At 58.9% G+C, this 26,408-nt stretch carries 17 protein-coding genes; 8 read left to right on the plus strand and 9 right to left on the minus strand.

Going from position 1 to position 26,408, the window contains the following annotated elements; all coding sequences use genetic code 11:
* Positions 1-24 precede the first annotated feature (24 nt).
* Positions 25-1,107: a hypothetical protein gene (locus FNL14_RS03640; RefSeq protein WP_142057704.1), complete on the minus strand. Its 1,083-nt coding sequence runs from the start codon at positions 1,105-1,107 to the stop codon at positions 25-27.
* A 291-nt stretch (positions 1,108-1,398) separates the two neighbouring features.
* Here FNL14_RS03640 and FNL14_RS03645 point away from each other — a divergent pair, with 291 nt between their 5' ends.
* Genes FNL14_RS03645 through FNL14_RS23470 form a run of 3 tightly spaced genes read left to right on the plus strand, consistent with a single transcriptional unit; the run spans position 1,399 to position 3,078 of the window.
* The gene (locus FNL14_RS03645; protein ID WP_142057872.1) at positions 1,399-1,992 is read left to right on the plus strand and encodes a molybdopterin-dependent oxidoreductase; all 594 of its coding nucleotides are present in this window, start codon (positions 1,399-1,401) and stop codon (positions 1,990-1,992) included.
* A 10-nt stretch (positions 1,993-2,002) separates the two neighbouring features.
* Entirely contained in the window at positions 2,003-2,740 is a 738-nt protein-coding gene (locus tag FNL14_RS03650; protein ID WP_142057706.1) for a ferredoxin reductase, read from the plus strand.
* Positions 2,737-3,078, plus strand: a complete 342-nt coding sequence (locus FNL14_RS23470) for a DUF6510 family protein (protein ID WP_255470691.1) — start codon at positions 2,737-2,739, stop codon at positions 3,076-3,078. The genes FNL14_RS03650 and FNL14_RS23470 overlap by 4 nt, the downstream gene beginning before the upstream one ends.
* A 233-nt stretch (positions 3,079-3,311) precedes the next feature.
* Here FNL14_RS23470 and FNL14_RS03660 read toward each other — a convergent pair whose 3' ends face one another.
* A complete protein-coding gene (locus tag FNL14_RS03660) occupies positions 3,312-3,758 on the minus strand; it encodes a hypothetical protein (RefSeq protein ID WP_142057708.1) in 447 nt (148 codons plus the stop codon).
* A gap of 436 nt (positions 3,759-4,194) precedes the next feature.
* Complete coding sequence (locus FNL14_RS03665) at positions 4,195-5,994, minus strand: NAD(P)/FAD-dependent oxidoreductase (protein ID WP_142057710.1); 1,800 nt, start codon at positions 5,992-5,994, stop codon at positions 4,195-4,197.
* 170 nt (positions 5,995-6,164) lie between these two features.
* Between FNL14_RS03665 and FNL14_RS03670 the strand changes: the two genes are divergently transcribed.
* A complete protein-coding gene (locus FNL14_RS03670; protein ID WP_142057876.1) occupies positions 6,165-7,448 on the plus strand; it encodes a GAF domain-containing protein in 1,284 nt (427 codons plus the stop codon).
* Positions 7,449-7,527: 79 nt separating this feature from the next.
* Here FNL14_RS03670 and FNL14_RS03675 read toward each other — a convergent pair whose 3' ends face one another.
* Positions 7,528-8,154 (minus strand): DUF4230 domain-containing protein, encoded by a 627-nt coding sequence (locus FNL14_RS03675; RefSeq protein ID WP_142057712.1) that lies wholly within the window; start codon positions 8,152-8,154, stop codon positions 7,528-7,530.
* A gap of 251 nt (positions 8,155-8,405) precedes the next feature.
* Between FNL14_RS03675 and FNL14_RS03680 the strand changes: the two genes are divergently transcribed.
* Complete coding sequence (locus tag FNL14_RS03680; protein ID WP_142057714.1) at positions 8,406-9,731, plus strand: hypothetical protein; 1,326 nt, start codon at positions 8,406-8,408, stop codon at positions 9,729-9,731.
* Positions 9,732-9,810: 79 nt separating this feature from the next.
* Positions 9,811-10,038, plus strand: a complete 228-nt coding sequence (locus tag FNL14_RS03685; RefSeq protein ID WP_142057715.1) for a hypothetical protein — start codon at positions 9,811-9,813, stop codon at positions 10,036-10,038.
* 23 nt (positions 10,039-10,061) lie between these two features.
* Here the strand turns inward: FNL14_RS03685 and FNL14_RS03690 are convergent, their stop codons facing one another.
* The 4 genes from FNL14_RS03690 to FNL14_RS03705 all read right to left on the minus strand — a co-directional run bounded on the left by FNL14_RS03690 (position 10,062) and on the right by FNL14_RS03705 (position 22,035).
* On the minus strand, positions 10,062-12,683 hold the full coding sequence (locus FNL14_RS03690; RefSeq protein WP_142057717.1) for a DUF4268 domain-containing protein: 2,622 nt from the start codon (positions 12,681-12,683) through the stop codon (positions 10,062-10,064).
* Positions 12,684-12,866: 183 nt separating this feature from the next.
* Positions 12,867-18,344 carry a DUF4011 domain-containing protein gene (locus FNL14_RS03695; protein WP_181762533.1) on the minus strand — a complete coding sequence of 1,826 codons (5,478 nt, stop codon included), beginning with the start codon at positions 18,342-18,344 and terminating at the stop codon, positions 12,867-12,869.
* A gap of 168 nt (positions 18,345-18,512) precedes the next feature.
* Entirely contained in the window at positions 18,513-20,918 is a 2,406-nt protein-coding gene (locus tag FNL14_RS03700; protein WP_181762534.1) for a UvrD-helicase domain-containing protein, read from the minus strand.
* Between the two features lie 523 nt (positions 20,919-21,441).
* Complete coding sequence (locus tag FNL14_RS03705) at positions 21,442-22,035, minus strand: uracil-DNA glycosylase family protein (RefSeq protein WP_142057722.1); 594 nt, start codon at positions 22,033-22,035, stop codon at positions 21,442-21,444.
* Positions 22,036-22,432: 397 nt separating this feature from the next.
* Between FNL14_RS03705 and FNL14_RS03710 the strand changes: the two genes are divergently transcribed.
* Positions 22,433-23,707 (plus strand): hypothetical protein, encoded by a 1,275-nt coding sequence (locus FNL14_RS03710; protein ID WP_142057724.1) that lies wholly within the window; start codon positions 22,433-22,435, stop codon positions 23,705-23,707.
* Between the two features lie 223 nt (positions 23,708-23,930).
* Here the strand turns inward: FNL14_RS03710 and FNL14_RS03715 are convergent, their stop codons facing one another.
* A complete protein-coding gene (locus tag FNL14_RS03715) occupies positions 23,931-24,149 on the minus strand; it encodes a hypothetical protein (RefSeq protein WP_142057726.1) in 219 nt (72 codons plus the stop codon).
* 1,209 nt (positions 24,150-25,358) lie between these two features.
* Between FNL14_RS03715 and FNL14_RS03720 the strand changes: the two genes are divergently transcribed.
* A complete protein-coding gene (locus FNL14_RS03720) occupies positions 25,359-26,372 on the plus strand; it encodes a hypothetical protein (protein WP_142057729.1) in 1,014 nt (337 codons plus the stop codon).
* Positions 26,373-26,408 lie beyond the last annotated feature (36 nt).

The raw sequence follows: 26,408 nt of genomic DNA on the forward strand, positions 1-26,408 counted from the left end.
GCAGTTGCCTTTACAACTAGGCCATTAGCTGGTGATCACACTCAAGGCAATGAAGGCTTGGCGAATGGACTCTTCCGAAAGCCGCGCCAGTGGGACACTCGGCCGCCGGCTGGCAAACTGTGTGGTGCGCAACGAGTCTGCCACTTCCTTAAGCCCCTCAGCCCGTCCTAATTGATCGACGAACTCATTCAGGACCGACATATCAGGCTTCTCCTCGGGTGACATCTTGAAGATTCTGGTGAAATCAAGCTCCATGGATGTGTGTTGACCGGTGTAAAAATACAGCGAAACCCTCCCCAACTGCTTACCGCCTGCGTCAGAAATTTCAAGATGAGCGGCCGGAGTGGGACTCCTCGAACCGATGAAGGCTAGCCCAGCTCGAGAGGCTTCACTGAGGAACAAGTCAAAGCTTCCGATGCTAGCGCTGTCATTCGACTCGAGCCACGAACGATAGGTTCCGGCGTCCCATACCACTAGGTCGCCAGGGGCAGTTTTGTTCGCTCCTGCCCGGACTTCAGCCAGTTCTTGTCCGTAAATGCGCGGCGCTAGTATTTCGATGCTGCCCTGCGTGAGACGTGAGTACTCGACGGCGACAACCGAGGTGTTTGGACCGGACATGAAGTTGAGGTATTCGACCATTCTCTTCAGAGGCGAGTTGATCGCGTCCACGGCCAAAACGATCCTGAACCGTCCCTCAGCGAGATTCCGTGCAACCGCCTCTCGAAGGGGGAACCCGATTTCGGAGTCTTCGCTGAACAGGGACTCCTGGGTGCGGCTCTGCCAGCGTGCCGCAAAATCGTCCACATCCATCTTCCACAGACGCGACGCGTAGTCGAACATTTGCCCGACGATCTCGCGCCTGACCTGAGGATTAGCCGCCAGCTTGCATTCAACCAGTGTCAGGTCCCCGTCAGCACCGACAACCACGATGTCCGCTGGGCCCGCCTCGGACTGAAACTCACGGCATGTCCGCGCACCCGCGCCAACCCCTGGTATCAGGTCAGGATGCCGAGCGAGTATCGCCTGCAGGTCCGATTCCAAGGCATATCCCGCATATTCAGCCTCGCGCCAGGTGCCGTCGCCCTGCCGAATCAATATGTCACTCATAGCTGCGCCTCCGGTGGAATGATCTGGGTATGCCCCAGCCGAAAAGTTCAGCTGGCGCTCTCCGCCAGCGTTCACTAGACCTCGATGGGCGGGTATTCGTCAGTTTGCGCCAGCGGCGCCGAATTCTCAATGACTTTTTAGGCCATCATCCTCACTGCGGAATGGTGCTGGCACTTGCCGATTCTGCCCCCACCCACAACCACAAACGGACCTCTAGACCCTGCTGTGCGCTTGCCCTATCGTTGGGGAACCGATCACAGTCGACCGGAAGCTCCGCACTGGAGGTGCATGATGGGCATCATTTCGTCCGGTTTTCATGGAAAACGGCATGCCGGCAACCCAGCCCTACCTCCAGGCCAGTACGAGACGGCGAGTTTTCCGGTCCTGAGCGCCGGACCTGCACCCCACATCCCTAGGGAAGACTGGGAATTCTTCATCACTACTGAAGCCGGTCGGCGGCATGCCTGGTCGTGGGAGGCGTTTATGGACCTCCCGCAGATTGACATCCCCACTGACATCCATTGCGTGACCAGCTGGTCCAAGCTGGGCACCACCTGGCGGGGAGTATCCCTGGACACGTTGTTCGAGGATGTGGAAACGAGCTGCCGGTACAGCACGGCCCACTCTTATGGCGGCTACACCACCAATGTTCCGCTGCCGGATCTCCTGGGCGGCCGGTCCTGGGTGGTTTGGGAATTCGACGGTGAGCCGTTGGAGCGCGCCCACGGCGGACCCGCCCGGCTGCTCGTGCCGCACCTGTACTTCTGGAAGAGCGCAAAGTGGGTCAACGGCCTTGAACTGACGCAGACCGATGTCCCGGGCTTCTGGGAATCCAACGGTTACCACATTCACGGCGACCCGTGGCGTGAAGAGCGGTATTCATGAGGTCGAACCGATGACCGGGCTCTGGCGCGTCGCCGAAGTGGTCAGCGGCGTGCCCGAATCGGAAACGTCCAGAACCATTGGCCTGCGGGTTGACGGTCTGATGGGCAACCTTGCCGGACAGCACATCGATATCCGGCTTACGGCGGACGACGGTTATTCGGCGGTCCGCTCCTACTCGGTGGCGACGGCCGGCATGGATGAGCTCTTGGAGATCACTGTTGACGAATTGCCTGACGGTGAAGTCTCCCCCTATCTGGTCAGGGATGTTGCCATCGGCGACCAGCTGGAGATCCGTGGCCCTGTGGGCGGCTGGTTCGTCTGGCGCCCGACGGACACGAACCCGGTGCAGCTGATCGCCGGCGGTTCCGGCATCGTGCCGCTGATGTCCATGATCCGGGCGCATGAGGCCTCGGAAAACCCGTCCCAGTTCCGGCTGTTGTATTCGCTCAAGTCGCCCAAGGCGGGGTTCTACCGTGAGGAGCTGCTCACCTTGGGCCGGGAATCCCCCAAATTGACCGTCGACTATGTCTACACACGCGAAGCGCCCCCGGGCTGGCCTGCCGCTCCGCAACGGCTCACGGCTGAGGTGCTGCTGGCGAGCATCCTGCCGGCGGACCCTCCACCGGACATCTTCATTTGTGGCCAGACTGTATTTGTCGAAACGGTCGCAGAATGGCTGGTCCAGGCAGGCTATCCCGCCGCCTCGATCAAGACCGAACGCTTCGGCGGAACGGGAGGAACCCGGTGACCGGCAAACACGCTTCCCACGGAGCTGAGAACCCGGGCCCTGAGGACCGGGACATCGCCGGTTTTGAGCACAACCCGATACCCCATCTCGATGGAAACGCGGCGGCAGGACCCCTGTGGGAAGTGTTCCGCTTCGATATCGTCGCGGCGATCGGGCGGTGCAAGCACTGCGGCGCGGTCCGGGCCTTCGCGGAAGCAAAGGTCTACGCTGATGCCCCGGGCATCGTGGTGCGCTGCAGTTCCTGCGAGGGCGTTCTGTTGCGCCTGGTGGAGACTCCCACCCAGTTCTGGCTCGACCTCAGCGGACTCAGCTACCTGCAGATCGACCGCGAGGGCTAAGAGTTCCCCCGGATTCGGTCGCCGGCCCGGCAGCAACGTTTGGAACGACGACGGCGGGACTCCGTTCCGCCGTCGTCCTCCATTAGTGCCGGCGAACGGCAGCCGCTCCCGTAGATCGTTGCTCTGCCGACGTGTCTGCTAGGTCATTATTGAAGCCCCATTGCACCGCCACCAAAGGGTCTTTAGTGATGGCCGTTTTCCGGAATAATTCAGCTCCCAGCCTCCTTTTTCACCTAGAATCCGGCACCAAAGGAAATGATCGTGGGTTCAACCTTTTTATGTGACGAGAAATCAACTTCTGCGAACATGGCAGCTATTATGGTGGTCTTGTCGGGCACCATGAAGGCCCAAATCATCGGTGACTCAAAGCCCGGCTGCAGCTCGGCATTGCATTCGGGGTTGCCTTTTATTTTCCGATTATCCTCGATTGGGCTGTAAAGCTGAGACGCAAGGTTGAAAGCCTTGATCTCAATAGGAAAGCCGCAGGTCAGGTCTATAGGAGCGTGGGAGTTGTTCGTGACCACAGACGTGACAATAATGTACTTCCCTCCGGACTGAGGGGGTACATCTTCGTACGATTCATATCCGCTACCCGAGCGGTAGCTGGAGGTATTGAGCGTCACTGTTGGAGACGCCACGACTGAGGTGACCTGAATTTGGATTCCGCCGTTTACTGCCACATCTCCTATCTGAGCCGTTGTGACCTCGGGAGTAGGTGTCGGAGTCGGCGTTGGTTTCTCGACCCGCGCAGGCGTCGAAGTGGCGACCGGTGAAGCTGAAGGCGACGAAACAGCGGGGGCGGCCGAGGTTGACGCTGCCGAGACGGCGGGCATGCCCCCACAGGCAGACAGGCTAAGACCGAGCATGGCCATCAGACCCAGGGCTGATAAGGACCTTCTATATTTCATTGTGGAGACCCCCCAAATCTATACAGGTGCGCATGAAGCGTATGGTGCGTGAATCATCTCACCCGGTCCCACGGCCAAAGCCGGTCTTGATCCAACACTGCCGTATTTCTGCGGAGATTTTGAGAAACGAGCGGTCGTGTAGAGCATGACATGGCTTGGGTGGTTGAGCTGGTCGGATCCGAGGTTTCGACAGGCTCAACCACCGGGGTCACCGGGTGTGGTGGCTGGGCTGCAGTTCGTACACCGGCGTCTCGAGTCCTTCCATCCGGGCCTTGAGCTGCAAGGCCAGGTAAGAGGAGTAGTGCCGGCTCTGGTGCAGGTTGCCGCCGTGGATCCAGAGGTTGGGGACATTCGTTGGTTTCCACATATTGCGCAGCTCCCCCTCCCACGGGCCAGGGTCTTTTGGCGTGTCTGAACCGTATCCCCAGCACTTGCCCACGCGGTCCGCGATTTCGGGCGAGACCAGGTCCGCCAGCCAGCCGTTCATGGACCCGTACCCGGTGGCGTAGACAATCAGGTCGGCCTCCAGCTCGGTGCCGTCCGCCACCACCACGGCGTTGCCGGTGATCTTGGAAACCTGCCCGGACTTCAGCTTCACCCGCCCGTCAATGATCAGCTGGGACGCGCCGACGTCGATGTAGTAGCCGGAGCCGCGCCGCAGGTACTTCAGGAACAGGCCGGACCCGTCCACGCCGAAGTCCAGCTCGAACCCGGCAGCCTCCAGCTGCGAGTAGAACTCCGCATCCCGCTTAGCCATCTCCTGGTACACGGGCACCTGCGCCTCGGGCAGGATGCGCATGGGCAGCGACGCGAACAGCAGGTCCGCCTTCTCGGTGGTCACCCCGGCAGCCAAAGCCCGCTCCGAGTACAGGTCCCCCAGCGCCAGGTCCATCAGCGATTCGCTGCGGGCGATGTGCGTGGAGGAGCGCTGCACCATGGTGACGTCGGCCCCGTGCTCCCACAGGTCCGCGCAGATATCGTGCGCGGAGTTGTTGGAGCCGATCACCACCGCCTTCTTCCCGGTCCAGTCCCCGCCGCCGGGGTGCTGCGAGGAGTGCCTCTGCTCCCCCAGGAAGCTCTCGGCGCCGTCGAACGCGGGAATGTTCGGGTAGCCGGAGACGCCCAGGGCGAAGACGAGCTGCTTGGGCCGCAACGTCACCGGTGACCCGTTGCGGAGGACGCTGACCGCCCATTCCTGCGTGCCGTCGTCGTACTCGGCGCCCACGCACTCGGTGCCGGACCAGTAGTTCAGCTCCATGATGCGGGTGTAGTGCTCCAGCCAGTCGCCGATCTTGTCCTTGGCGGCGAAGACGGGCCAGTCGTCCGGGAACTTCAGGTAGGGCAGGTGGTCGTACCAGACGGGGTCGTGCAGGTGCAGGGACTTGTAGCGGTTCCGCCAGGAGTCGCCCGGGGTCTGGTTCTTCTCGATCACGATGGCGGGCACGCCCAGCCGCCGCAGCCGCGCTGAGAGGCCGATGCCGCCCTGGCCGCCGCCGATGATCACGCAGTAGGGCTGCTCCTCGTAGCCCAGCCGCGCCTCCTGCTCCTCCTTGAGTTCCTTCCAGGAGCGGCGGCCGCGGACGATTTCGTGCGCCACGCCCTGCTCGCGGCGCGGGCCCTTCTTCTCCTCGAAGCCCTTCAGCTCCTGCATGGTGGTGAGCAGTGTCCAGCATTTGCCGTTCCGCAGCCGGAGCTGGCCGTAGCCGCGGGCGGCGCCGGTCTCGAACGTGATCCAGGCTTCCACCGTTCCGTCCGCGCCGGTGCTTCCCGTGGCGTCCTCGGCGAGCGCCCAGTTGGCTGGCTGCACGTGGGCCAGCCTGGCCTCGAGCATGCGGCGGATGTCCGCCTTGCCTTCCAGTGTTTTCAGGTTCCAGGTGAACGCCACGAAGTCGCGCCAGTAGCCCTCGTCCTCGAAGAGGTCCAGCGCGGCGTCCACGTCGTGCCGCTGCAGCGCGGTGTCCAGGCTGGCGAGCCAGTCCTGCGCGGCGGCGGTGGGTGTTTCAGTCATCTCCACTCCTTTGTGTCGGTCCCTCAGGTGGTCCGGGCGGCTCCATCCCGCCGGGGTCCCTGCGGTATGCTGGGGCGGTCGTGAGCTGCATCACTATTGGAACGCTGCAGGGGTAACAAGCGCGTTACACGGGCACTGCCGGCAAAGACGCCGGCGGTGAGGAGGAGATGGTGGACTACGGCCTGAGGTTTTCGGACCCGGCGAAGTACGAGCGTGCCCTCCGCCGCGCCCACGAGCTGGTCATCTCCGGTGTCACTCGCCCGGAGATCCCCACACCCCTGGCCGAGTCGTGGCGCCGGTCCATGGCGCTGGGCATCAGCCCGGACCAGCACAGCCCGCGGCACCTACACGATCCGGCCGACGTGCTGCAGCTGCGGCGCGAACACCCGCTGCAGCAGGTGATGCCGGCGCTGCAGGACCTGCTGGCCGACGATTCGAGTTCCGGCCGCCACCTTCTGGTGCTCACCGACGCCAGCGGCGAGATCCTGTGGCGGGTGGGCAGCCGGGAGGCACTGCGGCGGGCGGACCGGCTGGAGTTCTCCGAGGGGGCGGACTGGTCCGAGGCGGGGATCGGCACCAATGCCATCAGCGAGGCGCTGGTCACCGGCGGGCCGGTGCAGCTGTTCTCCGCCGAACACCTGGTCCGCACCCACCACGACTGGGCCTGCACGGCGGCGCCGATCACGGACCCGGCAACCGGCCGGCTGCTCGGCGTGCTGGACGTCTCCGGGCCGCTGGACACCATCAGCGCGGACACGCTGCGCATGGTGCGGTGCGCGGTCCGGGTGGCGGAGTCACTGTTGGTAACGTCCGACGGCGGCGCCTCCTCGGGTGCCGAGTCTTCCGTGCGTGCGTCCCGGCGGGGTGTGGCCCGGCCTGCTGCTGTTTCGTCACTGGAGTTGCTGGGCGACAAGCCTGCGGCAGTGCTTACTGACGGAAGCCGGGTGCCGCTGACGCTGCGGCGGGCTGAGATCCTGGCGCTGTTGGATTCGCGGTCGCAGGGGTGGAGCGCCGAGGAACTTGCCTATGAGCTGCACGGAGACGGGGGCACACCGCAGGCCGTCCGCACGGAGATGTTCCGGGTCCGGTCCATGCTGGGCGACGCGGTGGACTCGAACCCGTATCGACTTGCTGTCGGGCTTGCGGGGTGTTCAGATTCCGGGCGGGTGCTGCAGCTGCTGCGCAAGGGGCTCGTTGCGGAAGCGCTGGCGGCTTACTCCGCTCCCTTACTTTCGCGGTCCGGTGTCCTGTCGGTGCAACTGCTTCGGGACCAGTTGGACCTGGCGGTTGGGGCGGCCGTGAGGGCCAGCGAGGTTGAAGGCCTGCTGGTGCGGTGGCTTACCACGGACATGGGCGCGGGGGATGCTGAAGCAGTGGATGTGCTGGGAGGCCTTGTCGGACGTGGGGATGCGCGCTACCTGGCCTTCCGGGCTTCATCCGCTCCCGGTCGTTGATCCCACCCTAACCGAGCCGTCCCGGGTGGCCATTAGGTAGGCAAAGCAGGGTTTGGATCACATGCCCCAAGGTCGCAAGCTAGCCAGCTGTATCGCTCTCAAAAGTGACCTGGTATCCGAGCGAACCGAATAAACCAGTCAGCATGGCCTCGGTATTCTCAGCTGCTCGCTGTCGAAGCTCGGAGTCCTTGGCAGCGTTAGCCATATCTGATTCGGCGAGGAGATAGAGCTCCGCTTGCTGAGGCGCCGTGAACGCATCTACAACTCGGTCGGCGATGCCCCGATCCTGGCTGTACACATAGGACCGGTCATGGTCGATATTGGGCTTGTCGAGCTGCGGCTCGGGCAGCCGCAGCGTCACCGCTTTGCCGTCTGCTGACAGAGTAAGGTCCTCTTCGCTGAGGCCTGAGAGGTCGACATATGCATTGACGGTGCCAGCGGCCACAAAGAGCGTCCGACGTCCTGCTATGAATTCGGGAAGCCCCCCGGTGTCTTCTTTCTCGTCCAACAAAAGCTCAAAATTACCCACCGCAGCGTGGTACTGGCTTACGTCCCTGACGGACTTCAATAGAACCGTTTGGCTCCGCTCGCTCTTGCTCGAAAACGGACCGAACCCAAGCATGGTCGCTACAAGCAGTGCAGCCAGTAGCACCGCCACCGCGGATGCAATGAACGCGACGGGCTTGAATGATTTAGCTTCGGACACTGGACCCCTTTTGCCTTGAAACGGCTTGGGCTCCGTTCCCGGTGATTGCCTTCGAGAGATTGCTGTCCGGCTGATTCAGGATCAGTGTAGCGGGACTCGCCCGAGGTTATGCCGACGACACTTTCATAAATTCTGATCTCAATGTGGGACGATAGCGACCGGTGAGAATTGAGCAAGAACTACGTTCTCGGGTCCGCAAGCGGCGTCGCACAACATACTAAGGCGGACTTCACTTTCATGAGGGGACAAAAGTGATTAATGACAACAAGGCACTCGTGCCGGTATGGACGCTAGCTACAGAGGCCGTAAGCGTAGCGGACGTGCTCGGGAACGAGGGCATGACATCGGCTCGCCTTGCAGAACTAAGAACGGCCCTGGCAGCACTTGCGGATTCTCCCATCGCCACACTCGAAATGCACCCTATGCCACCGACCCGCAATCGGAAGGGCGGGCTCCCGCTTGACGCAGCAAGCCCGCTCGCTAGGCAGCTAGCCGAGCTGGTAAACAAGACTGCAAAATCAGCTCCCGAGAAGTTAAACGTTGCGGACACGGGAGACGTGCTTTATCGGATGGTCGTACCGGCAAAGGTTGCCACGCAGGTCGGCAAAGGACTTGTTCGCCCCATGGCGGCCAAAGGAGTTGCAGGAGGTATCCATGGTGCCTTGGTTGACTCCTCCGGAATAGTAGGTGCAGCCACGTTTGTACCTGTTGCTGGCAAGGCCGCCGCTGCAGGTGCAGCGGGCGTAGCACCTGCAGCTGCGGGTGCAGGGGCAGCAGGTGTAGCGGTTGCCGGTGCCGGAGCCCTAACAGTGGCCGCGCCACTTGTGCTTATGGCTGTAGCAGTCAGCGTCAGCGCTCACGCTGAACACCAGCGCCAGCAAGCAATCGAGCGCATCACCGACCTCCTAGAGCAGTTACACGAGGACAACCTCGATAAGGAACGCAACGAATTGGACGGTTGTCGTGAAGCAATCGACAAAGCAACCTCCATCCTTCTTGACAAGGGCCGAATCGGCTTCTCGCTTGGCCTGGATTCGTCCGTTCACGCCATTAATACGGCGATCGCTGCCACGCGCCGGCGGCTGAAGAAGTGGGAGGCGGCGCTGGATGCGCTACCCGACCGAGCAGTCGAAGTGAGTGAACTGAAAAAGTCGTTCCCCGGCATCACGGAGGAAGGTGGCACTTTTCGCGCATACCTGGAAATTGCCCGTCTGGCTATAGCACTTAAGCGCCGGGTGCTTGTTCTTCAAGCAGTCGAGCATGCCCAGCAAGACACTGACAATTCCTTCAAGAGTTTCATCGGGACGCTTCACAACGACGGGCGTGGGACCGACGAGTTGGAGTCAGACGTCAACCTGGTTCTGCTTCGGCTCTCTGCGCTCGAAGTGAAGCGCGACGGCGGTTTCCGTCTTCCAGCATTCACGCCGGGCGAGGTAGACCAATTACTGCAGGCCGCATACCGCCTTCGCGCTCTGGGCGACGGCCTACAGGTGATTGCCCATCAGGATGATGTTGCAATCGAGATCGAACGGAACAGCGACGGATCGCTCGTAGTTTTCCCAGCAGTCGCCGCCTAAGCTGCTTGTGCGCAAAGCGTCCACGGACTTTGCGCATGTTCATCTCATTAGACAAGCCACCACTGATACGGAGCAGATCATGGCCGGAAAGGCAGACAAAGCCGCAGCCTTAATTAGGGACGGCGGACAGAAGGCAAAAGCTGCCGCCACCAAAGTTTACGTTGTTGCCAAGGACCCTGAGACCCAGGCTAAGGCAGGGAAACTACTTGCGGACGGCAAGAAGATCTATCGTGCAGTAACAAGCCCCGAAGCCAAAGATACCTACCGCAAAGTAGTGGCAGTAATAGACAAGATGCGGAAGAAGTAGCAACGGGCAAGAGTCCTGCTAGCTCATGTTCGATCTTCCGTAGACCGGTGTGCCCAGTCCGGTCCCCACTCCAAAACAGGTTGGTCTCCCAAAGTTCCGCGCTGCCCTCTGTCTTGCAGGTAATTCGATAAGACTCGCGCGAACGTGTCGGCCCTAGTCACGAGCCATTCCACAAGTTCCTGGGACTGGGCCTCCTCAAGGAAGTCGCCGGGGCGTTTGCTAACAAGTTTGGAGGCCTTGCGGTCGGGCTTGTCGTCCCACTCCACCTCAAACCCTAGATCGGCTTCGATGGCGGTGCGCTGGGCAAGCAACTTCGCGTAGAGACCTTTATCGGAATTGATCCAGAACTGTGCGGTTACAAGCTGGCTCTGCGAGTTAACCGAAAGCGAGATCACTGCACGAGAATCTCCGAGGCTCACGTCATACCAGTTTTGTGGCGATGGTTTACGCCACGTTCCGATGTTCGTGGCATGTGTAAGCCCGTAGTTGCGTACGCGCTCGAAGAAGACCAGCTGGGCGTTCTTCAGGTCCACGTTGTTTCCTGTCCGAGCATGACCGCTCACCCTCTTGCGTCGTGCGGCGATCACATTCTCGTCGACATCCAGACCCGCGGCTTCAGCAAGCTCCTCTGCACCAATAAATTGGTCGCGATCCGCGCGTCCTTCAGCATCGAATCTGATTCCTTCCTCCTCGAGGACCGTCCGTGGGTCATCATTGCGGCCGGGCTCGAGCCAGCGGAAACCTGGCGAGATGGTTCCGCCAGTTTGCAGTACTCGCCAGGCGTTCGCTATCGGATAGTTCGCGAGCATCCCAGCCAGTGGCTGTGGCCATGTGTTCGCCACAATGGCGACATCCCCATAGGAGCTCCATCGGCCCGCCGGGATCTCGGCCACGACCGCGGCAATTTGGCTGCGCAGAGCTGACGGCTCCTCGCCCACAGCAATGACGCTTTCATCGGGGCCAGGCCACAACTCGATAATCTTCTCTGCCAGTTCAGCGCTGCGCGCGTTGATCTCGGCGGCACCCCAAGTGGCGCGGACAGCGATTGCTTGATTCATCGAAACGCCACTCTTAGCCAGCAACTCCCGCTTCTCATGGAACGGCTTGTTGCTGAGCTCGCTGTTGTACCCGCTGAGAGTCAGGTTGCCCAGGGTGTGTACGATGCGCTCATGCTCGTAATCTATGTCTGCGTCTGACTCGAAACCCTTTGCGAACGTTTCCCGTACGGACTCAGTCATCGTCTGGGGTAAGACATGCTCAATAGTCAGGTGCCGTGGGTCGAGGTCGAGGACCTCCTTCGGACGGTAGGCCTCTTCGAGCCACTGCAAGATGAGTTTTTTCTGAGTTCCGCGGCCCTGCCAGTAAAAGGCAACAGTCTGAACTGCCTCTCGAACCTGCTGATCGGTTGCAAAGTACTTCCGGCCTTGGGACAGGTAGTCGCGTAGAGCCACGTCGATGTCTTGAGTACCACTGATCGCACCAACAGCTTGGAGCAGTGTCCGGTTCAGGTTGGCGGTGGCGCGGCCGATAATGATCCGCCGCACGAAGTAGGACTCGAGGTATGTAAGAGCGCGGATCACATGATCATCGGCGGCGGTGCCGGCGGCGCGGCGGGCGAGGATCTGCATCACCACGGGATATGCGGTTGCCGAGCCCCAGGCTTTTATCCTGGTGAGGCGTCTGCGAATCTCGGTATGTTTCTCCTCCGTAGGGTTGAGAATCGTTACGAGCACGTCGCCCAGTCCGGCTATACGGATTACTTCGGCCTCTACCTGGTCGACGGTCTTGAGTTTCTCGAGCCGCTTTTGCTGTCCTATGTAGGTATCAGACTGTTTTGCCCGTTCATCGCGCTGAGCGAGGTCTAGCCAGAACAACAACTCGAGGTTTTCAGAGTCAAGCTTTTTCTCCAGGGGCAGCCAGATGTTGTCGTAGACGGTTTCTGCCCGGTCACCGAGCCGCATGAATAGATAGTTCTTGAGCAAGTCACTTTGTGTCAGGCGAAGGCCAGTATTGTTCAAGGACTCGAAGATGCGGTGTGCGTTGTCTGACGGTTCGGCCGTGACGACGACGAGCGCCAGTCCGCGGACAACGGCGGCCTCGAGCAGATGCAGGTCGTGTGGGTCGTCTGGGTCGTCAGCTGCGGCGATCTTCGAGCGGAAGAATCGGTAGGCGTCACCGACGGTATCCTCTCCGCCGGCCTGAGGAGCGCGGTTGAGAACAGCCATATAGGCGGGCCGGTCTGTCTGCGTCGGCATCACCTTGAGTGGCCTGCCATCGTCGTAAACGTTGATGAGGTATTGGGCATCGATACCTCGAGCTCGGTCCGTTTCCCCGGTTTCGATCAGATGATCTCGGAGTGCAGCCAGGAGAAGAGTCAGAGTGGTCAGGCGTTGCTGGCCGTCAACGACCAGGAACTTATTGACTCCGATGGCCCCGAAGTCAGGACTGCTGGCTAGGACGAGGGAGCCGATGAAGTGTGACGCCTTCGGGTCGTCGCCAAGAGTGCGCTCCAGTTCCACGACGTCCGACCACAACTGGTCGAGCTGCTTCTTGCCCCAGGAGTACACCCGTTGGTAGAGGGGTACCTGGTACTGCTTCTTGCCTTCAAGAACACCCGCAAGCGTCCCATTCTCCGCTCGAACCACACGTACCTCCTTAGGGTCTAGTGCCTATGGATGAGATTACAGCGATCCACAACTCACAGTGCGTGCGGTGCTTCTCGAAGATAGATAACCGCCCACGGTGAGCAACAACTGCGTACCCCGCCCACCTCAGGATTACGAAACGCCCGCAGGATCATGCCTTCCGGGCGCTTCCGGCGTACGCCGTTATTGCGCGGTCTCGTAGGACCCGTCAGGCCTACGCAGGCAGTATCCCTTCTTTACTGCCCTCCGGAGACTTCGCTGCAGTGCATTTTGAATATCAACGCCGCGTCGCGCCCACCCAAAGACATTTCGGACGGCAACCAGAAGTTCTTCCTCGGTGATAACTATTGAGTCAGCCACAACGAGGCGTACTGCCTCATCGAACTCTTCCGGCGGAATCGCACCCGCTTTACGCATGTCACTTTGTCCGGTCGGGCGTCGGACGTTCACCGCGTTTGCGCCATCGACGCGGATGAACCCTTCCTTATCGAGCTTCACCTTCATACCGCTGACTTTGGCGAGCGATAAGGCTCTTTCAATGTTGACCTTGGCACGCGGACCTATGGCCCCGGCTCCCCAGTGCTCCCGCAACCGTGTGTGGAAGGTATCGACGTGAAGGGGCGCCTCAACGCTCACAACATGACCGGCGTATTGAATGAGGTCCGTAAGCGCGTCGCCATCCCCCGGTTGGTACCAATACCGATGGGCAGGCTTGGATGCGGAGGTGTAAGGGACCGTCCAAGCGGGCGGCGCCGACAGGTCTACCTCCTCATACTCCATCAACCCAGCGCTCTCTGCTTGCTGAGCAATGGCAGGAATCGTAGCCCTTCCTGCAACGGCGTCTTCAAGTGCCTGCTTAAGCGCGACTTCTTGAGTGGATCGATCTCTGTACCAGCTGAGGCCCCAGATACGGTAGATATCCCAGCCCAGGCCCCGCAGAACGGATTCCCTCAGCCGGTCTCGGTCACGAGCGCTCTTAGCGGAATGATAGGCGGCGCCATCACACTCAATGCCGAGCATGAAACTTCCTGGCTTGTCGGGGTGACGGACTCCTATATCGATTCTGTAGCCGGCGGCTCCGACTTGAGACACGGCATCGTATCCCCAGGACCGAATTACGCGAATGACTTCCTCTTCAAAGGGGCTCTCGGCGTCCCCCACGGAGCCAGATATGTCCGAAGCCAGGGCGGCCCGGCCCCGAGCGGCGAAGTCGAGATAGTTCTTCAGGTGGCGGTTTCCCGAGGATGCGCCGTCGGTCATGTCTCCGGCATGGAATGAGCTAACTACTTCCACCCGACGGCGTGCCCTAGTGATCGCAACATTCAGCCGTCGTTCGCCGCCTTTCCGGGTGAGCGGACCGAAGTTCATTGCCAGCTTGCCCGCTTCGTCCGGCCCGTAGCCGATGCTGAAGATGATGATGTCTCGCTCATCGCCCTGAACGGACTCGAGATTTTTCACAAAGAACCCGTGGAGTCGGTCATGGTCCTCCATGAGGCCCATCAATATGGGCTCTATTTCTGCGCGACGTTCGATGGCTTCTGAAACCGCCTCGGCCTGTTGGCTTGAGAAAGTTACGACCCCGAGTGAAAGGTCCGGGTTGATTCGGCGATGTTCGAGAACGCGATCCACGACACGTTCCGCCTCGATCGGATTCTTGCTCCCCGCACCGCGCTGATAGACGCCCTGAACGAATTCATGATGTACACCGAGGTCATCAGCTTCCTGGGTTGCGCCCGGGAAAGTGTTGAGTTTTCCTTCGTAGATCCGGTAGTTCGAATAGGTAATGAGATCTTCGTGCAGGCTGCGGTAATGCCACGAAAGCGGGAGGGACACCATAGCCCCAGACGCTTTACAGAGGTCCAACACGCTGTCGAAGTTGTCCGGTTCGTCTTCGTCGTCTGTTTCGACATCTGCAGCCGAAAAGAAGGACGTGGGCGGCAGCTGTCGCTGGTCCCCCGCGACGATGAGCTGTTTACCCCTGTAAATGCAATTGACTGAGTCTGCGGGCATAACCTGGGAGGCTTCATCAAAGATGACGACATCGAAGACGAATCCTGCCGGAAGATATTGCGATACAGAAAGGGGGCTCATCATGAAACAGGGTTTCAGCCCTTGAACCACTGATCCAGTTTCTTCCAGCAATCGCCTGATGGGTTTGTGACGAGACTTTTTGTTGGCTTCATGGGCAATAATCGCCGCCGGCCCAGCCATGCTTCGTGGACGTCGGGCAACGCAGGCGGTTACGACGTCGGCATGGGCGTTGCCAACAAGGTTTGAATCAAGATCCTGGAACTGTTTCAGCAGGCTTTCCCGGCCCGACGCTCGATGTTCGGAGAGCCTGTCATCGCCCTCAATGATGCTTTCCGCCCAAGGCTCCAGTGCTGCCCGTTCAACGGAAGGCATCACGAGGTTAGCCGACGCATGGCAATCTCGCAGTGCTATCAGTGTCTCTGAAACTCCCGCGTCACAAAGTGCAGAAAAAAGCTTCTTGTATTCAAACCACACATCGACATCAGCAGCCACGTTAGAGCCCAGTCTGGAAAGGAGCTCCTCTGCGCCTTCAAGGTCCTCGTCCAGTTCGGCCGCGAGTTCGACCGAGCGCTCCGGATCGAAGAAGGCGAGCAGCTTGTCTCTGGCCATCAGCCACGTGAAATGGCCACCAGCCAAGTCAAGGTCGGTACCGTCATATTCTTCAACGTACCGGACATCATCTTCATCGATTCGTCCTCCAATGACCTTACATAAAGCTTCGACCCAGGCGTAGTCGGCGCGCATCGCTGCCCAATCGGTTTTCCTTGGACGGTATCTTTTGCCCAAAACCTCCGAGTCCTCCGGCGACCGTTGTGAGGTTTTCTCGTCCATTTCTACCAAGTCATTGATGTGCCGGAGAGCAGTAGTTGCCGCTAGTGGAGTCGCCGTGTCGCCGAAGATCTCGGAAAGCCGATCTCGCAGGAGCCCCGCGGCCGAGAAATTCTCCTGGGCAGCCTTGAGAGTTCCCAGAATGTGCGTCAGTGGCAGATCACCGACCTGTTCATGGAAAACGGGGCCGAATAGTGCGTGTGTATCAACCCCGAAGCGCTCCACCATGCTGGCGACGTCTTTCGCTAGGGGGATCAGCTCTTCGTCCGGCTCGCTGGCTTTGCTGAGCTGCCGGGCCAGAGCGGAGGTTGCTATGTCATCCCCAGCCAGTTTCAAAGCTGTTCTGGCAACCTCAAGAGCCTGGGCCACTCTCGTGAAATCAGTTGCTGTACCTCGGTAGTAACTGCCAAGCCGCGGCCCGTACTCGAGTTCGTTGGCAGCGAGATTCTCCTGCGCTGTCTGCCAGGCAATCGCATCGCCAAGCATCCCAATGATCTCTTTGTTGACTACTCCGGCGACGGTCGCCTCACGAAGTGTCTTCTTGTCAGTGCGGGCTTGTTTACTCCATGCTTTCAATCCACGGTGCTGTAGCTCAAAGCGTGCTTTGAGGCCCTTCAGGTCAAGGGCAAGAATCTCGGGATTGAATGTCGACTCCAGCGCGATCTGACGCTCCCGCACGATTGCAGCCAGTTCCCCGAGGACACGGGTGCTTTCCTCCAAAGCCCCCTGAATGCTCGGGTTGATCCAGCTTGGTTCCGGGAGGCTACCCTCTTGGCTGAGCTCCGCGAGGGACGAAAGGGCACGGCATTTGTTGAGCGTCAGGGCTTGCGGTTCAACATCGAAGAGCACGCCCAGTTGATTGGCCTTGCCGAATAGAGACTCGATCAGTGAGGCAGTTGCAGCAGTTGCCAGCTCGATACCGTCGAGCTGGCCGAACGGAAACTGGTTGAGGGGGCGGCTGAAAATGGCCGGATCGCGTTCAAGGAATGTTGCAAGCGGAGCAGTAAGGGCTTTGTCGTCCTTGTCCCAGCGGTCATCACATAGCCCGCTGATCTGAGACTCCTTGGCCTTGTACTCAGTGTCGTCAGCCTGAAGCTTTTCAATCCTGCGAAGGACATCAGGGAATTTAGGATCGGAATACCAGTGTTGTGGCGTCTTCCTTTTCTTACTTAGAAGGGCGGAAAGCTCTGTTCGAGAGCGGATGCCTGCAGTGTCTAGGGCAACAGGCCAGAATGGCATTTGCGCATCAAAGAGCCTGACGGTCCGCAGGAGGCGGTCACTCGCCAGTGCCATAGAATCAACGCACTTCTCAATTTCCTTAACCTGCGCCTGGGTAAAACCAGATCCGGCTAGACCTCGCCAGGCAAAGGATTCGCCCTCAGCCGCTGGGCGCCAAACCTTCGAGAGTGACGTTGCGCTGAGCAGGATGTCAGCAAGAGTGTCGGCGGAAAGCGAGCCGAGTTTGCTGGGATCACCAGCAGGGTACTCGCCGACATCTGTCAGCTGCGCCAAGCGTCCCAAGACGTCGAAAAGGCTCCGCCCCAATGGGCTTCGGACCTCATTCATGGCGTCAGCGTGGTCGCTTAACCGAGTCCGGCTCTTAGTGAGTTGAGAGCGGTCCGTTTCTGAGAAGGCGCTCTTGGCTATGGGCCGTCTGGTGAGCTCAGCGTGCAGTGTCTGGACCACCTGTTTACGGGTTGCCTTGTGGCTGTGCAACTCAAGCAGGAACGGATCCAATTGCCTGCTCGTCAGCCGGTCGCGCACCACATCCAAGGCGGCCGCCTTTTCGCTGACGAATAGCACCGTTTTCCCTGTAGCGATGAGCTCAGCGATGATGTTGGCGATGGTTTGGCTCTTGCCAGTGCCTGGAGGCCCGTCCATGATAAAGCTCCGGCCATCTCTCGCCGCGAGAATGCACTTTCTTTGGCTTCCATCGGCGTCAAGAATGCTGTGAAGCCTTTCCGGCGGCAGGCTGGAGTCCAGGTCTTCGTCGGAAACAGGGTCAAAGGAGAAAGCTTCCGAGTTCGGCGCCTCCGGCCCCAGGGCCATGAGTTGAATCATGCCATTGGCTGAGATTTTGGCTTCGTTTTGCTCAAGGTCACGATACATGGCTTCCTTGTGGAAGCTGAAGATGGACATGACTACCCGCTCGTCAACAGTCCATTCCGTGTAGTGCGCGATAGCCTTCCGCACACCGGGAAGCACCGTCGCGACGTTCAGGTCGTCTATGTCGAACTCCGGGAGGTCCAGTCCGAAGTCCCTGCTCAGCTTGAGGCCGAGCGCCGTATTCAGCGACGGCTCATCTTCCGTTCGCCTCAGCACATACTGTTTCCCCTCCTTGGCTAGACGGACGGGCACCAGCAGCAACGGACTGGAGATTTTCTTTCCGTCAGCAGGATCTATCCAATTGAGCATGCCGTGGCCTAGATAAAGGGTCCATACGCCCCGGTCTGCATACTCTTGTTCCGAGCGTTGGTGCAACCGCTTTGAGGTGCTCCAGATCTGGACAGCCGTTTTACCTGCGACGCGTAGGGTTCGGGAACCTTTTGTCGGAAGCCTTAGGGACAGTGCGGACTCGCCCGCCTCCTCGTCGGCCGGTTCGCTGCTCACGAGCATGACGTCGCCGTCACCTACCAACGCTTCTACACCGGCGCAACCAGGTTCAACAATTTCAAAAGTTCCGCTCTTGGGGTGCTGAAAATAAACCAGCCTCTGACGCCTGTCGATCGACAACAGGTCGTCCCGCCACCGTTGCATCTGCAACATGAGCTTCTTGTCCAAGACACCATTGCCTGTCGACACGGATTCTCCTACCTTTCCGCCCCATGCGGAAAATTGCTGCATCTCACTCAACGTTCCGGCGTATCGGGCCGATTGTTCAATGAAGGTTATCTGTCCGGTTGGTCTGCTGAGTTTCCAGCCCAAAAGTACGACAGCCGTCGCAATTTTGAATCAAGTTCTGCGCAGTATTCATTTTTCCGAGGCCATGCGGGCCAGCTCCTCCACGACAGCCGGAATTAACTTGGCAGGCACGTTATCAATCAGCTGGGACGAGAAGAACTTGGCCCAATGTGCAGCCATCGCCTGCTGCATCCCATCCAGTCGGGCCATCTCGCTCCCGGCAGTACCTTCAGTGATGGCTTCGCCCCCGAAGGACGCTATATCTTCCTCGGGGCTGACGACGTCGGACGTGTTGTCTGCCAACGTACTGACGGGTTCGGCATCGGTGACAGCGGAATCGGCTCCTAAGTCTGCATCAACCAAAATCATCGCGTCTGCCTCTGACAGTTGTCCTGTCTGTTCACCGTCCTGCGCGACCCCGGGCTCCGCTTTGTCCGGGCCGCCAAGAATCTCGGGCAGGGACCCGAGAGGATAAATCACGTCGAGATGAGTAGTAGTCCTCGTCAAAGCGATGTACAGCATACGTTCGCCGTGCGGCATCGCCAGAATTCCCGCCGGATCAACCACTAGGACGGCGTCAAACTCGAGCCCCTTGGCATCTTCGGGAGTGACAAGATTGATGGCAGTGGATAGCTCACCTTGGGTTGATTCGCTCCACTGCAGATCGTCATTACGGAATGCGGCTCTGAGCTCGGGCCATAAGTGGGGCGGGGCGATCACTCCAACAAATCGGCCTCGTCCGCTATGGGTAAATACTGACCGGGATACGTCGTGGGCCAGTTCCTCACGGCTGACCCCAAGGAAACGCGGCTCGTATTCAACGTCCCTCAAAATACGCGGTGGAGTTATAGAAGGTGCGGCTGACTTGAGCACTGGCAGGGCGACGTCAAAAACCTGCCTCGGGACCCGGTAGCCGTGCTCAAGCTCCACAACGTGCGAGCCGGTGCTGTCAGCGGTACCCGAACTGAGAATCTGCACGACGTCGTCCCAGGAGTCCCGCGAGTACGGTCCCGTCGATTGAGCGATGTCACCCACGACGGTCATTGACCCGTTCTTGGACCGTCTGCGGATAGCGCGGAGCTGCATCTTGGAGAGATCCTGTGCTTCGTCCACCACAATGTGTCCGTACGTGCGAGGTGACTCGCGCATCAGCACCTGCGCCTCATCAAGCAAGGCAAGGTCAGCGAAGGTCCAAGGCTCATCACCCACTTTGTCTGATTGCTGGCGGTACAGCAGCTCTATCTCTTCCAGGGTCAAGTGCCCATATGCGGCGCGCTTGAGCCGTTCCTTCGAACCCAGGAGATCCCGGAGAAATTGCTGAGGGGTGATCTGCGGCCAGATCTTTTCGACCTCCGCCTCCAGAGCTCTTACATCGAGAAATTGTTCCGGGGCCACCTGACGGATATTGCCCAGCAGCGGCGCGCACAGCTCGACGAGCCGCTGCCTAAAGCGACGGCGGCCGTCCGCGAACGTCTCGAACTGCATGCTGCTCAAGACCTCAGCGACCGATTTCGCAGGGATGGAAACAGTAAGGACCGTATTTCGCCGCTGAATTCGCACGTCCGCGGCCGGAACCCGGATGCGCTGCTTGAGCCCGCTTTTCAAAACCTGGCTCATGCGTGCCGAGCCTTTAATTTTCGCTGCGTCAGTGGAGTCCTCCCCACTCACCCGAACGTCGCTCGACAGGAGATTCTGTAGTGCCTGCTGGACTACGTCGTCGTCTCCAAGATCCGGCAGAACCCTTCGTATGTACTTCGTAAAGGTCGGATTGGGCCCGATGACCAAAACGTCCTCAGGTGGCAAATCATCCTGATAATTGAAGAGGAGCCAAGAGACACGGTGAAGTGCCACGGCAGTTTTTCCGGTGCCGGGTCCGCCCTGTATGACGAGGAGCTGATCGGGGTCAGCGCGCACAAGCCTGTCTTGAGCGGCCTGGATTGTCTTGACGATATCCGTCATCTCTGAGCCGCGCTTACGGCTCAGAGCCTGTAGTAAGGCATCACCCGTGTAACTGTGTTTGTCGAGCTCATCTACAGCCTCGGCCAAGGCCTTGTAGATGAAGTCTTCAAAGTCAATAATTTTGTTCGCTGGTGCATTGAAGACACGTTTGCTGCGAAGCCCCATCGGATCCTGAGCAGAAGCCTGATTAGCCACAGCGGCGGCCGGAGCCTGCCAATTGACCACGAGAAGATTCTTCTCGTCGTCAAAGATGGCGACCTTCCCGATATACAGCTTGTCGCCGTCTTCATAGTCGATCCGGGAGAGCGCAACGGGGTCATCGGGAGAGGCAACCCTGCGTTTTTCCATCGCATGCTTATAGGCGCGGCGCTCAACGGCAGTACCCGCAGAGGCAGTAGCTAGGGACCAGGCCGCGGCCTGGTTGTCGCGGTGATGTTTCGCTTGGTCGAAATAGGACTGCTCCCGTTGAAGCTCACCCGCTTTAGAGAGAGATCCGACGCCGGCGTCTACACCCACTATTGCCCCCAGTTTTATGGCCACCCCGGGCCGTGCTATCTCAGTTGTAACAATGTAGCTGGCACCACAGACATTTCTAGAACGCCTTGGTGACGAAACTGGATGGCCGAAGGGGACTTTCCCCACGTTACGGGTGCATAACTCCCCCAGTCTCACTGGCCCCATCACCCATCGCGGGCGCAGATGCGGCGGATATCGGGGTTCACCATCCGGGGCGTCGAAACTGCCCGTTGGGGAAGTCCGACGGCGGACGGCCAGGAAGGCTTCCGTCTTTGGTACGTGCGCGTGGCCGGCTCAGCTGGTGAAATCGTTGGCGCAGCTGGGGACCAGTCTGCTGCGGCGTTCACTTGCTGCAGCTACATCGACTTCACTGGCCATGCGGAGATCCTGGCGCAGCTAGATCATGTGACGAGGGCTGGAGGAAGCGCCCGGTGATGGAGGTCGCGTCCATGCGTTCCCCCGCGCGAAGATGTTCCCCGTCCGAGACGCTGACTGACGTTGTGAAATCGACCAACTGTATGGGCTAAGCCTCGTTCCACAGTCTCTTCAATTGAGCGAGGGTTACGTCTCGGAGCGGAACGCGCGCTGAGTAGTGGGGCATAACAAAACAGCGTGCCCCTCCTATCTCCAGGCCGCCAAGTAGCCCGATTCCTTCAAATCTTCCAAAAAGGACTTGAGCGGTTTTCTTGAAAACGAATATGACGAGCGGCGAAGCATGTGTCCTTAAGTTCCTATCCAGTTCTTGGGCGCCAAATTCCAGTTCCGCAAGTTTGAGACTTTGAGCGTTTCGACTGGGGCGCTTTACCAGATCGGTGAAGCCAATGCCTTGAGAAAGTGCCAAATCGTCGTCGTAAAGACCGGGCACATCTTTGTGCTGCCTGGACTCCAAGACACCGGCGTCATGTAGCATCCTAAACATACGCCTGCCAGCCAGCCCCTGGTAATAATGCCCCACACGAACGCTGGCGTCAGTGGGATTAATTCCTACGAGGATTGCTCGCGGATTCTGCGGCCACAGGTCCGACAAAGTCAGATACTCGGCCCCCATCCAAAGTTCTTTCTTTTGGTGTCCGATAAGCCTTGTCTCTTCCCGTTGTTCCTGGGCAGGCATGTTCATTCAGCAATTATCAGGCGACACCAGGCTTTTCGTAAGCGCGACTCCAGCTCCCGACAAGTTGCCCTGACCAATGTGGACCCGTGCACCTGGCTGGTATTGGCAAGATTCCGCGGGTGTTGACCGAGGAGTTGTTATCGCTTCCTGCGGGAATATACCTGTTAGGTTACCTAGAAACAGTTGATTTGATTGCTAGTCAAGGACTTCTATGCACGTTGTGAAGGGCCCAGCTTGGGGTGGGGGTCTCGACGGTCGTTATCCCGGAAGGTACCCCTTGTCTGTCGAGCGCCACGTTCTTAGGTCGGTTGGCGAGCTGTTGCCTGGGGTGACAACCGTGACAAGGAATGCGCGCTACTACAGCCTGCACTCCTATACAGCGCTTCAGGCCAAAGCACGCGGAATGACTGCGTCTGAATCACTCGAGTTTCTTCGCCGATCGGAAACGCTAATTGCAGCGATTTCCATACTCCACGAGGGGCAACATGCGTGGCTCCCCCGACCGCATGGAGCGGATTATTTGGAAAGCAGAATCAAGGACGGGCTGAACCTCGGACAGCTCTCCCGGCCAGGCGCGTACGCCGGCCGCTCCATTGGCTATAAAGGTCAGTATCAAGCGTCCGAAATGCTTCTGGGGCTGCTACCGACTGGCAACAGCCAAATCACGGCTTTCGATACAAGCCGGTTGAACGACGGATTTCGTGGCCTTTACGAGCTGACGCGGGAGGAACATTTAAGTGAAGAGCAGTTGCGAACGAACTGCCACCTCTGCGTTTGTGGCTCACGAACCGAATCTGATGGGGCCGTGCTTCGGGAGTTGCTGCTGGCCCAGGGAGCGCAACCGGAGACCGATCATGACAAGCGACGACAAACGGTACGGATGATACTCCGCCTAATACAACTTAGCTCACCGACCAGCATCAACACCGAGCTCGTTGATTCGCTTAATTACTCCCCTGTCGTCCATCATGACGAACTGCTTTTACAACTGGATGCTGTACAAGCCTGGCAAGGGGTAACGCTTCGAAACCGTTCCGTCAGTGCGTGGAGGGCCCTTTGGGCCGGCCTCGTAGAGGCAGTACCAGGGCTATGCCATCGATCCCAGTTCCCAACCCCGTTGGTAGATGTTCTCCCTAACGTCTCAGTTGGTGGATATGTTCGCTCGTTTCCTCAGGTTTGGACGCCTGAAGGACCAGCTCACCCCGCTGAGCTGGAGCAGTCTGCTGCATGCGAGTCCGACATGGAAACATTCATGGCAACGATTCTTCTCGGGTCGCTCCGGCTTGCGGGGATGCCCGATCATGTCAAACCCTATTTCGAGTCAAAAACTGACTCCCTTCAGGAAATGTCGCCAACTTGGTTATTGGACCGAGTTCACGAGTGGGACGGACGCCCGCTGAAGGATTTCGCGCACCATATCGTCGAGCTACTCCTGCGCAGGGCGAACAGGCTCTCACTGAGAAAAGCTAGGTTCGATGCCTCAACGGGATCGATCAAGATTCCAACACGGATATTTTTTAGGGACGATCTGGTGTTCAAGGACTCGAATGAAGGTGGCGGCAGCGTGTCGCTTCGCTTGGCCCCACTTGTGCACATTCTCTCCGGCATCGATTTGCTCGTCCGGGACGAAAATGAACAATGGCAGATCACCGATCGAGGAGCCGAGGCACTTGCCTAGCGATTTTCAACAGATTCCTAACCCATTTCCGATGCTTCTGGAGGAGGAACGAACCAGGCAAGTCCAAGCAAGGGAAGCTCTCTTCCTGACGTTCAACGTTGATCTTGCCTTCTTCGAAGCCCAAGTCCTCGGTACCTGTCTTGCTACAGGTGCGCGCGCATCCATCATCGCCGACGGAAACGTCTGGGCTCCGGATCCTCGTGCCGTGCGACATGCTGGGCGCTCATACAACGTTGGCCTTGTCACCGGACGCGCCGCGTTTCACCCTAAGGTGGTTATTCTTGCGGGCGAGGATAGGGTCCAGGTAGCCATCGGTTCTGGCAACCTGACGTTGGGTGGATGGCAATATAACGATGAGGTCTGGATTCAGTTCGCCGGTGACAAGACGTCCTATCCGGCGATATTCCACGACATAACTGAATGGCTTCGCGGTTTTGCCCATTTTCGATGGCTCGACGCCGATTCCAGCGATTCAGTTCGCAGAACGTGTGCGCTTGTACGACGGCTCATGGAGCAGAGCGAGGCTGTTGATACCGGGCACACCTTCATTACTTCCGCCGAGGAAGCGATTCTAGGCAGTCTTCCTTCGGAGCCAGTAACAGAACTTCGGTTATACGCGCCATTCCTGGACAGCTCCATGGCTGCGACATCAAGGTTAATCGAAAGATTGCGACCCCAGAAAGCAACTCTGCTCCTCCAACCAGGTTTGACGGTCTTCGACCCAGTCGAAGTACAGGAGTGTGCCGACAAATATGAAATTCACATTGAGGCACAAGAATCGGACCGGAGGAACAAGTACCGTCATGGAAAGGTGATCTGGTGGAAATCTAACGGTACTTCGCGAGCCCTGGTCGGGAGTCCTAACCTTTCGGGGGCTGCGCTCTTAAGAGCTTGGTCTTCTGGCGGGAACTATGAGACTGCGGTTGTGGGACCTGCTTCCGTCCTCACCGTTCCAGACGGACGGCCTATCGATGCTTCGAGCATAAGTCCAGCAAATACGGGAACCGCGTATCCATCACTACGCCCAGGACCGTCAATCAGGTCGGCCCGTATCGTTGATGGTAACTTGACGATCACACTCTCAAGCCCGGCGTCGATGCTTTTAGAATTGGAAGCTTCCGAGTTCAGAGACCCTCCAGAACAATGGAGTCTGCTCGGTTCGTTTCAAGAGGGGCAGATTGAACTCCGGACCGCGTGTGCAATGAGCGCTGTCAGTAGGGTCCGACTGTCTTGGCGTGACGCTGAGATCAAACACGTCGGACCGATCATGTTCGTAATGGACCCACTCAGGATCAGCGCAGCACCCAGAACCCCGTCAAGAGCAAAGTCGTACAAATCGCCCACACCGGGTGAGCTATGGCAAGATGCCGGACGCGCCCTTGATTCCTTGGACAAAGATTTCGCGGCGCTTCGGGAAGTATCCCTGCGCACTATCGGTCCGAGGGCGACGGCGGTTGGAGAAGGCGCGCAGCCCAGGCAGCGGCCTGTCCCCTCTGAAGCCAAAGTGAACGTCGAAAGCCCGTGGCTATGGGATCTTGAAGCGGCATCTCGGATTCAAGGCCCGCTCTTGACTGCCTTCGTGTTGGGTTTACCTCCTGCCCCCGCTTCGAGTAACGAAGTGGTAGCACCACCCCGATGGGCTGATGTCCTAGTGGACGACAACGAGGCCGTCCTCGATGACGAACACGATGATGCGGTGGCAAGTGTCATCCCGAAGGTTTCAGATACGGAGGCGTTAGCCCCGGACCATTCCAAATCTCCAGAAGCAGATCGACGACGACGTAGAAAACGATGCGCCCAGTGGGTGGCAAGCCTGGATGATCAGCCCCCGTTCGTTCAGCTTGCCATGCTTCGCATCGTCACGAGCTTCTTTAGCGCCGGCAATTGGGATTCGTCGGATGTAGAGCCGCTGCGGCTCATGAGTACCCTCATCCGGCATCTGGCCAACGAACCGATTCCGGACGAATTGCGGGCCTCCGTTTCCAGCATGACTCTCGTAAGCTGCGCAGTAATGCGAGTCGCAACCGACCTCCGGACCACAAGCGAAGCAACGCTCATATATAGAAGCATTCTGCGGAGTGCCGCCACTCAGCTCGGTCGCTTCGACGAAGACTTGGCTTCAGAATACTGCCGGACATTGGTAGGTCATGATTCTCAGACACTGCGTCTTGACCATGTGCAGCATTTGATCGAGAGTGATCTGACCGGTGATGAGTTCAAGGATGCTCGTGCGGCCGCAGCGCAAGCCGGGTGGGAGTTCCTTAGCCAGGGTGGAACCAAGATCTTTGTACACGGCAAATTCTCGAATCCAGAGCTGGCTGCCATCACAGTCGCCGGTTGGATTGATCGGGACAATCCGCCTCCGGTCTGGGCAATTAACTCAAATGGAGGCTGGTGTATGTGTATCTGGGAGCGACCCAACCTCATCATCGCGGACGGCAAGGGTCCTAGGCCGATCTGGAAGCATTTCCGGCTCGCGTCCCATATGTCACCTGCTGCTTTTGCCAATCAACGGAGGTCTGACGACTCGTACTCCAGTGGTAAGCAACGAGTAAGTCAACCTTGGCTGCCGTTCCCCGAGGCCAAGCAAGCACTAGTGCGATGGGGGTTGGCTGAACCAGTACCACTGATGGATAGTCCTCAGGCGTCTCCACGTATGCCGTAAAGCTTTCACCAAGCCTCCGGCGCCGTTTCCTTTACT

Source organism: Pseudarthrobacter sp. B4EP4b (assembly GCF_006680095.1).
Lineage (GTDB): Bacteria > Actinomycetota > Actinomycetes > Actinomycetales > Micrococcaceae > Arthrobacter.